Source organism: Arthrobacter sp. NicSoilB11, assembly GCF_019977375.1.
Taxonomy (GTDB): domain Bacteria; phylum Actinomycetota; class Actinomycetes; order Actinomycetales; family Micrococcaceae; genus Arthrobacter.
In genome coordinates, this window is the sequence record NZ_AP024657.1 from 232,481 (window position 1) to 244,934 (window position 12,454).

Annotated in this window: 9 protein-coding genes; 6 read left to right on the forward strand and 3 right to left on the reverse strand. The window is 68.0% G+C overall.

Annotated elements, in window-relative coordinates:
- Positions 1-202: 202 nt before the first annotated feature.
- On the forward strand, positions 203-2,644 hold the full coding sequence (locus LDO14_RS01145) for a phosphoketolase family protein (RefSeq protein WP_223993385.1): 2,442 nt from the start codon (positions 203-205) through the stop codon (positions 2,642-2,644).
- Positions 2,645-2,651: 7 nt separating this feature from the next.
- On the opposite strand, the gene LDO14_RS01150 is transcribed toward LDO14_RS01145, so the two are convergent.
- The 3 genes from LDO14_RS01150 to LDO14_RS01160 all read right to left on the reverse strand — a co-directional run bounded on the left by LDO14_RS01150 (position 2,652) and on the right by LDO14_RS01160 (position 5,419).
- A complete protein-coding gene (locus LDO14_RS01150) occupies positions 2,652-3,404 on the reverse strand; it encodes a DUF429 domain-containing protein (protein WP_223993386.1) in 753 nt (250 codons plus the stop codon).
- Positions 3,405-3,408: 4 nt separating this feature from the next.
- Positions 3,409-4,752, reverse strand: a complete 1,344-nt coding sequence (locus LDO14_RS01155) for a carboxylesterase family protein (protein ID WP_082581652.1) — start codon at positions 4,750-4,752, stop codon at positions 3,409-3,411.
- A gap of 178 nt (positions 4,753-4,930) precedes the next feature.
- Positions 4,931-5,419: an inorganic diphosphatase gene (locus tag LDO14_RS01160; RefSeq protein WP_223993388.1), complete on the reverse strand. Its 489-nt coding sequence runs from the start codon at positions 5,417-5,419 to the stop codon at positions 4,931-4,933.
- 155 nt (positions 5,420-5,574) lie between these two features.
- On the opposite strand from LDO14_RS01160, the gene dacB reads away from it, so the two are divergent.
- The 5 genes from dacB (at position 5,575) to ftsH (ending at position 12,454) form a co-directional block, all read left to right on the forward strand.
- Positions 5,575-7,110 carry a D-alanyl-D-alanine carboxypeptidase/D-alanyl-D-alanine-endopeptidase gene (gene dacB / locus LDO14_RS01165; RefSeq protein ID WP_223993396.1) on the forward strand — a complete coding sequence of 512 codons (1,536 nt, stop codon included), beginning with the start codon at positions 5,575-5,577 and terminating at the stop codon, positions 7,108-7,110.
- A 162-nt stretch (positions 7,111-7,272) separates the two neighbouring features.
- Positions 7,273-8,403 (forward strand): zinc-dependent metalloprotease, encoded by a 1,131-nt coding sequence (locus LDO14_RS01170; protein WP_026265930.1) that lies wholly within the window; start codon positions 7,273-7,275, stop codon positions 8,401-8,403.
- Between the two features lie 111 nt (positions 8,404-8,514).
- A complete protein-coding gene (tilS, locus tag LDO14_RS01175) occupies positions 8,515-9,588 on the forward strand; it encodes a tRNA lysidine(34) synthetase TilS (protein WP_208324279.1) in 1,074 nt (357 codons plus the stop codon).
- Between the two features lie 30 nt (positions 9,589-9,618).
- Positions 9,619-10,170 (forward strand): hypoxanthine phosphoribosyltransferase, encoded by a 552-nt coding sequence (gene hpt / locus LDO14_RS01180; protein WP_018770260.1) that lies wholly within the window; start codon positions 9,619-9,621, stop codon positions 10,168-10,170.
- A gap of 220 nt (positions 10,171-10,390) precedes the next feature.
- On the forward strand, positions 10,391-12,454 hold the full coding sequence (gene ftsH / locus LDO14_RS01185; RefSeq protein ID WP_018770259.1) for an ATP-dependent zinc metalloprotease FtsH: 2,064 nt from the start codon (positions 10,391-10,393) through the stop codon (positions 12,452-12,454).

Genomic DNA, 12,454 nt, shown 5'->3' on the forward strand with positions numbered 1-12,454 from the left:
GAAGTAGGAACTACGGAACGGCCGATTGCAGGGCCCGGTTGCCGGTTGGGCAGGAGATTTTCCCGGCCCGGGCGAGCCCATGCCGGCTGGCGCGGGGTGGCAAGAGCGGAAAGCCCGACGGCGGGGCTTGCCTGCCTGCCCCTCCATCTGTTGCCATGGGGGAACGGCCGCCTGCAGCGGCACACCCGACGTGAGGATGGTTATGGCCGGCAGCACTGGGCAGGATGAGATGCAGCAGGACGACGTGCAGCAGGGCGGCGCACGGCAGGAGGGGCCGGGGCAGGAAGACCTGGGCCTCGTCGACAAATGGTGGCGGGCCGCCAACTATCTTTCCGTGGGGCAGATCTACCTCCGGTCCAACCCCCTGCTGCGGGAACCGCTGCAGGCAGAGGACACCAAGTCCCGCCTGCTGGGGCACTGGGGCACCACCCCCGGACTCAACTTCGTCTACGCCCACCTGAACCGCGTGATCCGCCGCGACTCCCTGGAGATGCTCTTCGTCGCCGGTCCCGGCCATGGCGGTCCCGCCGTCGTCGCCAATGCCTGGATGGAGGGGACCTACTCCGAAATCTATGCCCACGTGGGCAATGACGAGGCAGGCCTGGCCGAACTCTTCCGGCAGTTCTCCTACCCCGGCGGAATCCCCAGCCACGCGGCCCCGGAAACCCCCGGCTCCATCAGCGAAGGCGGGGAGCTGGGGTACTCCCTGGCCCACGCGTACGGATCGGTGTTCGACAACCCGCAGCTGGTGACCGCCGTGGTGATTGGCGACGGCGAGGCGGAAACCGGTCCGCTGGCCGCCAGCTGGCACTCCCACAACTTCCTGGATCCCGCCGTGGATGGTGCCGTCCTGCCCATCCTGCACCTGAACGGCTACAAGATCGCCAACCCCACCATCCTGGCCCGGATGCCCCAGGACCAGCTGGAGCAGCTGCTGCGCGGATACGGGCACCAACCGTACTTCGTCACGGTGGCGGACCCGGACGACACCGAAAAGGCGCACCGCGATTTCGCCGGCGTCCTGGACCGGTGCCTGGCGGATATCAAGGCCATCCAGGATGCCCACCGGCAGGACGCTTCCGGTGAAGAGGCGGGGGAGGGCGGACACCGCTGGCCCCTGATCGTGCTGCGCTCGCCCAAGGGCTGGACCGGACCCCGCATGGTTGACGGGCTGCAGGTGGAAGGCACCTGGCGGGCCCACCAGGTGCCGCTGTCCGAGGTCCGCACCAACGGCGAGCACCTGAAGCAGCTGGAGGAGTGGCTGCAGTCCTACCGGCCGGCGGAACTGTTCGACGGCGACGGCCGGCTCCGGCCCGACGTCGCCGAAGGTGCGCCCACGGGCGACTTCCGCATGAGTGCCACACCGCATGCCAACGGCGGATTGTTGAGGCGCGCGCTGAAGCTGCCCGCCTACCGCGACCACGCCGTGGAGGTTCCCAGCCCGGGCACCGAGCGGGTCAGCCCCATGGTTACGCTCGGATCCTGGATGCGGGACGTGATTGCGCAGAACATGGATAACTTCCGGCTGTTCGGCCCGGACGAGACGGCCTCCAACCGGCTGCAGAACGTCTATGAGGTCACCGACAAGGTGTGGCAGTACAGGATCGATGACGTCGACGAGCACCTTGCGCGCTCCGGCCGGGTCCTGGAGGTGCTGAGCGAGCACCTGTGCCAGGGCTGGCTGGAGGGGTACCTCCTCACCGGCCGGCACGGCGTCTTCAACTGCTACGAGGCCTTCGTCCACATTGTCGACTCCATGTTCAACCAGCACGCCAAATGGCTGAAGGTCTCCCGGAAACTGCACTGGCGCCAGCCGGTGCCATCCCTGAACTACCTGCTGTCGTCGCACGTGTGGCAGCAGGACCACAACGGCTTCTCGCACCAGGACCCCGGCTTCATCGACCACGCCGTGAACAAGAAGGCCGAGGTCATCCGGGTCTACCTGCCGCCGGACACCAACACCCTGCTCTCCGTCATGGAGCACTGCCTGGCCTCCACGGACTACGTGAACATCGTGGTGAGTGGGAAGCAGCCCTCACCCACCTGGCTCGGTCCGGCCGATGCCGCCAACCATTGCCGCCGCGGCCTGGGGATCTGGACGTTTGCCGGTTCCGAGGTGCCCGGCGAGGAGCCCGACGTCGTCCTGGCCTGCGCCGGTGACGTCCCCACCGTGGAGACCGTGGCGGCCGCCGAACTGCTCCGGAAGGGCGCGCCCGGACTCAAGGTGCGGGTGGTGAACGTGGTGGACCTGATGCGGCTGCAGGACGACAGCGAGCACCCACACGGCCTCCCCGGCCATGACTTCGACGGGATTTTCACCGCCGACAAGCCGGTCATCTTCGCGTACCACGGCTACCCGGCGCTGATCCACCGGCTCGCCTACCGGCGGACCAACCAGCAGGGCCTCCACGTGCACGGCTATAAAGAAGAGGGGACCACCACCACACCGTTCGACATGGCCATGCTCAACGGAATCGACCGGTTCACCCTGGCTATCGACGCGATCGACCGGGTACCCGGCCTGGCTGAGAAGCACTCGCTCCTGCGCCAGGACCTGCAGGACCGCCGCAACCGGGCGCGCGAGCACACCCGCACCCACGGCGAGGACCCGGAGGAGATCCGGGACTGGAAGCTGGGCGGCTGACCCCCACCTAGTTGCGGAGTTCGTCCAGCGTGCAGGAGGGCAGGTGGATCCAGCCCTCGCTGCGCGCTGCCCGCGCATGGGAACCGTCCGGCAAGAGCGTACGACGACGGGCGGCGGCCCGGGCAGTCAGGGAAGCGATGACGGCGTCGAAGAGATCGTCCGAGCCGGCCAGGGCGCCCCGGTGCCAGCCCAGGTCCAGCCATGGCGCCTGCTCTTCGAGGGCCGCCAGCAGGAGGCCGAGGCGTTCGGCTTCCAGGACGCCCCGGCCCTTGTAACCGCGCCCGTTCAGGCCCCAGATCTTCAGGGATGCTGCCGGGTAGACCTCGGCCAGGCGTCCTGAGCCGTCACGCGCCTGTGGGCCGTGCAGCGCGGCGATCTTTGCCTGGATCACGGCGCAGCGCATGGCAGGATGGGCCAGCCGGTCGGCGGAGACGCTGAGCGGGATCAGCCCGGTTTCGCGCGTGACGAAGCGGTCGGTGTCCCGGTAGGCGAGCAGCCTCCGGCCGGCAATTCCGTCGTACTCGAGGACGGGATCGGCGTCGAAGTTCAGGTGGCCGGTAAGGAACGGGATCAGCGCGTCGGGCCAGCCCACCGGACAGTCGACGCCGGTCATCTCGCAGGAGCCGAACAGCTCCACGATGTCCTGGTCGTCCACGTCCAGGGCCAGGTGGGTGAGCCGGGCCGTATCTGGCTCCCACTCGATCACCGCGACGGCGGTCTTCCTGGTGGCCGCCGCCAGGTCCACGCCCAGCGTTTTCACGCTCTCAGGCTGCCTGATACTGCAGGACTCCGGTGATGCCGCCGGACTTCCCAAGGTCGGCGCCGCGGGCGAAACCGGCCCACAGGGCCCGCATCTTCCGGCCAGCCGCCTCCACGTCCTCCCAGCGGGCGCCGGCGATCAGTCCCACCCCGTCCCATGTTTCCCTGGTGCCGAGCAGCAGGGGCAGGTCCACGGTGTGGGCCGCGCCAAAGATATTGCCGGGGGCATGCCAGGTCAGGAGGTACCGGTGGGCGTTTCCGCCCGCTTTGGCGTGGCGCCGGGCGAACCGGCGCGTTGCCCGGCCGTACACGGTTTCGGTGACCACCCAGTCGATGGCACGCACGGCGTGCTGACCCACCAAGGGGATCCCGGCCAGCCGCATCAGTCGAGGGCTGCGGGGAAGGAACAGGCGCGCCTCCTCCGAGGTATGGCCGATCAGCACCTCGATGCCGGGCGCCGTCCGGTCCCACGCCGCTTCGATCCCGGCTTCCTCCGGGAGTGGATCGTGCCCGTACTGTGTGCCAAAGGGCATGGCGGCCAGCATGCCGAACTTTTTGGCCACCTGGGTGACCTGTTCCTCGACCGCCACCACGTCCATGGCCGGTGTCTGTTCGGTGACCGATTCGGCGGCGATGCCCATGGCGTGGTTCATTTTGGCCCGCCCGCGGGTGATGCCCAGCGGTGCACTTTGGATGATGGCGCGCTGGAAGAGTGTGGGCGCCTCGGGTGTGGCCATCAGGTGGGCGATCGCGTCACCACCGGCGGACTGGCCGAATGCGGTGACCCGGCGGGGGTCGCCGCCAAAGGCCTGGATATTCCGCCGCACCCACCGGAATGCCTCCAATTGGTCCAGGAGCCCCAGGTTGCCGGGACGCCCCGCGGGTGTGGCCAGGAACCCGAACAGCCCCAGCCGGTACGTCACGGAAACCACGATGACGCGGTTCTCTGCCACCAGCCGGGCGGGGTCGAAGATGGCCAGGTCCCCGGAGCCGGTGGTGTAGGAGCCGCCGTGGATCCAGACCATGACGGGCAGCTTTTCGTCCGGCCTGACGTCGCCGGGCATGGTGATGGAAAGGTTCTGGCAGTCCTCGCTCCCCGGAAGCTCCCCGTATCTGGTGCCCAGGACGTCGTCGAGGAACGGCACGGGCGCCTGGGGGCAGGCAGGGGAGAGGGACGTGGCGGACAGCTCGGAGGTCCAGTCCGGGACCTGCACGGGCGGCTGGAACCGGGCGGCCTCGGCGTACGGGATCCCTGAGGCGCGGATAACCTCGCCGTCCCGCCAGCCGGCGACAGGGCCGCAGGGCGGATGGAACAAGAGCTGGGAAGTCAGTGCTGGCTCAGAACTCACAGCCCCACGATTCCACAGATTTACCTTAGTGGGGACAACGACAAATCCCCGCCTCCCGGACCTATCCCCCTTGCATGAAGCGGGGACTTGTCCGGCCGACGGGGATTCAGGGCCTGGCCGCCCTAAGGCGGTGGCCCGGTGGAACCAGTGCGCCGGTGGAACCAGTGCGACGGTGGAACTAGTGCGACGCGGGCGCGTAACGCTTGATGGAGGCTTCCAGCTCGGCTTCGGCCGCGGCGCGGTCGCCCCAGCCCTCGGCCTTGACCCACTTGCCGGGCTCCAGGTCCTTGTAGCGGGTGAAGAAGTGCTCGATCTCCTTGATCAGGAATTCGTTGACGTCGCTGACTTCCTGGATGTGGTCAAAGCGGGCATCCACGGGGACGCAGAGGATCTTGGCGTCCCCGCCGCCGTCGTCCGTCATGTTGAAGACACCGATGGGGCGGGACTCGACGATGACGCCGGGGTGCAGGTCGAAGTCCTGCAGGAGCACCAGCGCGTCCAGCGGGTCGCCGTCCTCGCCGAGGGTGTTTTCGAAGTACCCGTAGTGCGTGGGGTACTGCATTGAGGTGAAGAGGACGCGGTCCAGGCGGACACGGCCGGTCTCGTGGTCAACTTCGTACTTGACGCGCGATCCCTTGGGGATCTCGATGGTCACGTCGTGCTTCATGGAATGCTCCTCGGCAATTGCAGGGGGTGCGCGGCACACTTGACGGGCCCACAAAAAAGAGTGTCGGTGCCGCCGACTACTATTGAGGATATAGCGAGAGGCCCTGGAATCAGGAACTTGTGGGGAAATTTCAGGACTTGAGGACCAGCACCAGCATGACCAAAACAACCGGCCAGGAACCGTGGCGCGCGCACCGGTCCGCGCGCGCCGGCAGCCTTGGCCGGACCCCCGCGAAAGGGCCGCGCAAGCCCTGGCCCCTGGCCCTGGCGGCCTTGATCCTGCTTGTCCTCGCCCTCCCGGGAGCCCTGCTGGTGGCACCAGGGTTCCTGGGCCCAGGGGTCTCTGGCGCCGGGGTCTTTGGTGCGGCTCCCCAGCCCGCCCCGGCGCCTCCAGCCTGGCAGCAGGCCCCCGCCACCCTGTCCGCCCCGCAGGCGCTCGCCCCGCTTCAGCAGTCCGCCCCAGTGCCCCTTCCGTCAGCGGTGGCAGCCCAGGTGGATCCGGCATTGAAGGCCGACGGCGGCGGTACCTTCACCGGCATGGTGCAGGACGCGCTCACGGGCCAGGTCCTCTTTGACCGGGGCGGCGCGGAAAGCCGGGTGCCGGCGTCGAACCTTAAACTGCTGACGGCCGTGGCCGCACTGCGCACCCTGGGGCCGGACCACCGCTTCGCCACCAAGGTGGTGCCGGGCTCCGCCGCCGGGGAGGTGGTGCTGGTGGGCGGCGGCGACGTCCTCCTGGCCGCCGGGGAGTCGAAGCCGGACCAGGTTATGGGCCACGCCGGCCTTGCCACCCTTGCCGCCCTTACAGTGCAGGCCCTGCAGGCCGCCGGAACCACGGGAGACATCAAGGTAGTGGTGGATGACTCCCTCTTCACCGGCGCGGCGTTGAATCCGGCCTGGCAGAGCGGCGACGTGGAAGCGGGCGAAATAGCGCCGCTGTACCCCCTGGCCCTCAGCTCTGCACGCTTCGACCCCGCCGTCACCACCGGCCCCCGGCCCCAGGATTCCGCCATAACCGCCGCGGAGGAGTTCGCGGCCCGGCTCCGTGCGGCAGGTGCCGGGGCCGGCCTCACCGTGGCGGCCGGCGTCGAACGCTCACCCGGCGCGTCCCAAGCCGCCGCCCCAGCCCTGGCTGCCGTCCAATCGGCCACCGTGGCTGAGCAGGTGAACCTGATGCTGCAGGTATCTGACAACTACCTTGCCGAAACCATGGGCCGGATGGCCGCGGTGGCCACCGGCCGGCCCGGAAGCAATGACGGTGCCACGGCCGTGGTCGCGGCCGAACTCGCGGCAGCGGGCATCCCCTCTGACGCCGTGAAGCTGGTGGATGTGTGCGGGCTGGCCATGGGCAACCAGGTTGCGGCCCGCCAGTTCACTGACGTGGTGCGGGCCATCACCACCGGCGCCGACACCAGGCTGCGGGCCGCCCTGGACGGCTTTCCGGTTGGTGGCCTGTCAGGAACCCTGGACACCCGCTACGGGGATGCCACCACGTCCGGCGGTGCCGGCCTGGTTCGCGCCAAGACCGGGACACTGAACACCGTTCTGGCGCTGAGCGGATATGTGGTGGACTCCGACGGGCGGCTCCTGGTCTTCTCCTTCATCGGCAACGGCCTGACCCCGGGCGCGGCCGGCAACAAGGAAGCCCTGGACCGGGCCGCCACGGCGCTGGCGGGCTGCGGCTGCCGCTAGCACGGCTGCCATTGGTACTCCATGAGGGGGATTCTTCCGGCACTTCCAACGTGCCGGCCTGGACTGGGACGGCGCTTCTGGCCTCCTGTGCCGGGGCTGTGCAAGTTCGCCGGTCAGCGAACTTAAGGACGATCCCCAGCCTGCTGTGTTCTGATGGGAACCATGGAGTCCACTGCGCGCGAATCCGCATCGACGTTGTCCCCAACAGCCCAGTCCCTGATCAACTGGGACCTCGCTGCGTCTGCCGCAGCGCGGCTGGCTCCCGCCGGGCCGGAGCTCGATGAAAAGGCCATCGGGGAAGCGGTGGACAGCCTTCGACGGCTGGCGGACGCTTCCGTTCCGCACGTGCACGACATCACCGGCCTGGAGGCGGCGCGCGACCTTCGCGATTCCTCGGTGCTGGTGGTGGACCGCGCGTCCTGGGCCAAAGCCAACACGCAGAGTTTCGCGGTGATGCTCAAACCCGCAATGCAGAAGATGCTGGACAGCCGCCGCGGAAGCCTCAGCCCCGCTGCCGCCCAGGTCAGCGGCGCCATCACCGGCAGCCAGTTGGGCGCCGTGCTTGCCTTCCTGTCCAGCAAGGTCCTGGGCCAGTACGATCCCTTCGCGGCGCTGGCAGAAAACTCCACGGCTCCCGCGGCCGGCCGGCTCCTGCTGGTGGCCCCCAACATCGTGTCGGTGGAACGGGAACTCAACGTCACGCCCGAGGACTTCCGGCTCTGGGTCTGCCTGCACGAGCAAACCCACCGTGTCCAGTTCGCGGCCGCCCCCTGGCTGCGGCACCACATGCTGGAACAAATCGACGAACTCAGCGGCCACCTGCTGGGCAACGTCGACACCCTGATGGAGCGCGCCACCGCTGCTGCCCGCTCCCTGAAGGACCGCTCCGCCACCGGAAACACTCCCGGCCGCGGCGCCATCCTGGACCTGCTGCAGGATCCGGAGGAAAAGGCCGCCATCTCGCACCTCACCGCCGTCATGAGCCTCCTCGAAGGGCACGCCAACGTGGTGATGGACGCCGTCGACGCCAGCATCGTCCCGTCCGTGAAGACCATCCGGCAGCGGTTCAACGACCGCGGCAAGGACCGGGGCGTGATCGAGAAGTTCATCCGCAGCCTCCTGGGCCTGGACGCCAAGATGCGCCAGTACTCCGACGGCGCCCGCTTCGTCCGGGCCGTGGTGGACGTGGCCGGAATGGACGGCTTCAACAAAGTCTGGGAGTCCGTGGACCACCTGCCTACCGAGCCCGAAATCCACGACGCCAAGCTGTGGCTTGAGCGGATGGGTCACTGATTGACGGACACACCTGTACCCGGGACTGAGTGGCCTGCCGGCACCGCCGGGCCACGCAGCGGACGGCGCCGGCCCGGAAGGCTCGCGCCCGTCGTCGGGACTGCGCGCAGGATGCTGCAAAACGCGCTCGCCGATGCCGGATATCCCGGCCACGTCGTCGTGGCGTGCAGCGGAGGCCCCGATTCCCTGGCGCTGGCCGCCGTCGCTGCGTACTTTGCCCGGCGCGGGCATGTGGACGGACGCCCGCTGACCGTGGGAGCCGTGGTGGTGGACCACCAGCTGCAGGAGGGGTCCGGCGACATTGCCGCGCGCACCGCCAAGACCCTGGAGGAGCTGGGCCTTTCACCGGTTGAGATCCGCACGGTCACGGTGGCTGGTGCCGGTATGGGCCCAGAGGCCGCCGCACGCGAAGCCCGGCACGCCGCGCTCGAAGCCGCCGCGGCGGGACAGGGCGCCGGCGCCATCCTGCTGGGCCACACGCTCGACGACCAGGCGGAGCAGGTACTGCTGGGCCTGGCCCGGGGCTCCGGCTCCCGCTCGCTCGCGGGCATGCGGCCGTCCCGGGCAGGCGTCGGAAACAGTGTCCTGCTGCGCCCGTTCCTCGGCCTGCGCAGGGCGGACACCGAGGAGATCTGCGCGGTGGAGGACCTGGATCCCTGGCACGATCCCACCAACGCCGATCCCGCGTTTGCACGCTCCCGGACCCGCGTGGAGGTCCTTCCGCACCTCGAGGAGAACCTGGGCCCCGGGGTTGCCGAATCCCTGGCCCGGACCGCCGCCATCCTGCAGCTTGACGCCGACTACCTGGAGGCTGTGGCGGAAAGCACCTTCGCCTCCCTGGTGGAGCGGGACGGCGGCACACTGGCGCTGCCCGAGGAGGCGTTGCGTGCCCTGGCCCCGGCCATCAGGTTCCGTGTGATCGCCAAGGCAGCGGCCGACGTCGGCGGCCAGCAGCCCAGCTACCAGCGCCTTTTGGCGGCGGAAGCGCTGCTGCGGCGCCAGGGTTCGGCGGGTCCGGTGGAGCTTCCCGGCGGCGTCAGCGTGTACCGGCTGTCGCTGGCACAGCTGGAGGGATCAAAGGACGCCGGCGTGCCGGGTGCCCAGGGCGGCCCCGGTTCTGTTCCCCGCGAACGGGCGCGCTGTGGGAAGCTAGTATTCCGGTCCCAAAAACCGCCCGCAAAATAGTCGCACCCCGCATCTAAACAGGAGCCATTGGTGGATTCAAACGACGTCCAGGCAGATCTCAAGCACGTTCTCTACACCAAGGAGCAGATCCAGCAGCGGATCACGGAGCTCGCTGCGCAGATCGACAAGGACTACGAAGGGCGCGAGATCCTCCTGGTGGGCGTGCTCAAGGGCGCCGTCATGGTCATGGCTGACCTTGCCCGCGCACTCCACAGCCACATCTCCATGGACTGGATGGCAGTGTCCTCCTACGGTTCGGGCACCCAGTCCTCGGGCGTGGTACGCATCCTGAAGGATCTGGACACCGACCTGATGGGCAAGGACGTGCTGATCGTCGAGGACATCATCGACTCCGGCCTCACCCTGTCCTGGCTCAAGACCAATCTGGAGTCCCGCGGCACCGCGTCCGTGGAGATCTGCACGGCGTTCCGCAAACCCACAGCCGCCAAGGTGGAAATCGACGTCAAGTACGTCGGTTATGACATCCCCAACGAGTTCGTGGTGGGTTACGGCCTGGACTACGCCGAAAAGTACCGCAACCTTGACTTCGTGGGCACCCTGGCCCCGCACGTCTACGAGTAAGCGGCGCCGCACACTCCGCCGCCGTACTCCGGTAAAACCGCGCCATGTGGGCAACTCCTGGGCTGTCCCGGCACTGCTACGCCCACAGGGAACTTTTGCTTTTCGCTATGCGTGATGTACTCCGGACGGTGTATAGCTAGAAGCTGACGCAGCACCATCACGCGCGCAGACTACTCGCCGTGAAGCACTACCGGAAGGGACGGGGCCAGCCCCCGAACAGATGAAAGCTAAGAACTTCTTCAAAGGCCCGGGCATCTGGATCGTCGTTGTGGTCGGTCTGCTCCTGGTGGCCTTTGCAACGCTCGCCCCCGGCGGTGCCGCCCGCATCGATACGGACAAGGGCCTGGAACTGCTCTCCGGCAACAAGGTGGAGCAGGCCAAGATCTTCGACGGCGAGAACCGCGTTGACCTCACGCTGAAGGACAACCTGCAGGTGGACGGGCAGGACAAAGGCAAGAGCGTCCAGTTCTTCTTCGTTGACGCCCGCGCACAGGACGTGGTGAAGGCTGTCACCGACGCCAAGCCGGCCCAGGGCTTCACCGACCAGCCGATTGAAAGCAACTGGTTCTCCGGCCTGCTCTCCCTCCTGATCCCCGTCATCCTGCTGGGTGCCCTCTTCTGGTTCCTGATGACCCGGATGCAGGGCGGCGGCTCCAAGATCATGCAGTTCGGCAAGTCCAAGGCCAAGATGGTCAGCAAGGACATGCCGCAGGTGACCTTCGCCGACGTCGCAGGCGCGGACGAGGCCGTCGAGGAACTGCAGGAGATCAAGGAATTCCTGCAGGAGCCTGCCAAGTTCCAGGCCGTTGGCGCCAAGATCCCCAAGGGCGTGCTGCTGTACGGCCCGCCCGGCACCGGCAAGACGCTGCTGGCCCGCGCAGTGGCCGGTGAGGCCGGCGTCCCCTTCTTCTCCATCTCGGGCTCGGACTTCGTGGAAATGTTCGTCGGCGTCGGCGCATCCCGCGTCCGCGACCTCTTTGAACAGGCCAAGGCCAACTCGCCCGCCATCATCTTCGTGGACGAGATCGACGCCGTTGGCCGCCACCGCGGTGCAGGCATCGGCGGCGGCAACGACGAACGCGAGCAGACCCTCAACCAGTTGCTGGTGGAGATGGACGGCTTCGACGTCAAAACCAACGTGATCCTCATCGCCGCCACCAACCGGCCCGACGTCCTGGACCCGGCACTGCTGCGCCCCGGCCGTTTCGACCGCCAGGTTTCGGTGGAGGCGCCGGACCTCATTGGCCGCGACCAGATCCTGCAGGTGCACGCCAAGGGCAAACCGATGGCGCCCGGCGTCGACCTGAAGGGTGTGGCGAAGAAGACGCCCGGCTACACCGGCGCAGACCTCGCCAACGTCCTCAACGAGGCCGCACTGCTCACCGCGCGCTCCAACGCCAACCTGATTGACGACCGCGCCCTGGACGAGGCCATTGACCGAGTCATGGCCGGCCCGCAGAAGCGCAGCCGCGTCATGAAGGAACACGAGCGCAAGATCACCGCCTACCACGAAGGCGGCCACGCCCTGGTGGCGGCAGCCCTGCGGAACTCGGCTCCGGTCACCAAGATCACCATCCTTCCGCGCGGCCGGGCCCTGGGCTACACCATGGTGGTCCCCGAAAACGACAAATACTCCATCACCCGCAACGAACTCCTCGACCAGATGGCCTACGCCATGGGCGGGCGCGTTGCCGAGGAGATCGTGTTCCACGACCCCTCCACCGGCGCCTCCAACGACATCGAGAAGGCCACCGGCACCGCCCGCAAGATGGTCACCGAGTACGGCATGAGCGAACGCGTCGGCGCGGTCCGACTGGGGCAGGGCGGCGGCGAACCCTTCCTGGGCCGCGACGCCGGCCACGAGCGCAACTACTCGGACCAGATCGCCTACGTGGTGGACGAGGAAGTGCGCCGGCTGATCGAGCAGGCCCACGACGAGGCTTACGAGATCCTTACCGAGAACCGCGACATCCTGGACATCCTGGCCCTTGAGCTGCTGGAGCGCGAAACCCTCAACCAGTCCGAGATTGCCGACATCTTCCGCGACGTGCGCAAGCGCGACTTCCGCGAAGTGTGGCTGTCCAAGGAAACCCGTCCTGTCCAGATGGCAGGCCCCGTGGAGTCCCGCCAGGAAAGGGCGGAACGCGAGGCGCAGGAAGAGGCAAAGAAGGCCCGGCTGGACGAGCCTTTGGACGCCCAGCCGCCGCACTCGCAGGGCGTTCCGGAGGACGCTCCGTTTCACGGAGGCACCTCCGACTCGGGGCCTGACACCCTTCGCGGCTAA

Coding starts and splice junctions, on each gene's coding strand:
- tilS (WP_208324279.1), top strand. CDS start 8,515: ATGCTGCAAAACGCGCTCGCCGATGCCGGATATCCCGGCCACGTCGTC.
- ftsH (WP_018770259.1), top strand. CDS start 10,391: ATGAAAGCTAAGAACTTCTTCAAAGGCCCGGGCATCTGGATCGTCGTT.
- LDO14_RS01160 (WP_223993388.1), bottom strand. CDS start 5,419: ATGAAGCACGACGTGACCATCGAGATCCCCAAGGGATCGCGCGTCAAG.
- dacB (WP_223993396.1), top strand. CDS start 5,575: ATGACCAAAACAACCGGCCAGGAACCGTGGCGCGCGCACCGGTCCGCG.
- LDO14_RS01145 (WP_223993385.1), top strand. CDS start 203: ATGGCCGGCAGCACTGGGCAGGATGAGATGCAGCAGGACGACGTGCAG.
- LDO14_RS01170 (WP_026265930.1), top strand. CDS start 7,273: ATGGAGTCCACTGCGCGCGAATCCGCATCGACGTTGTCCCCAACAGCC.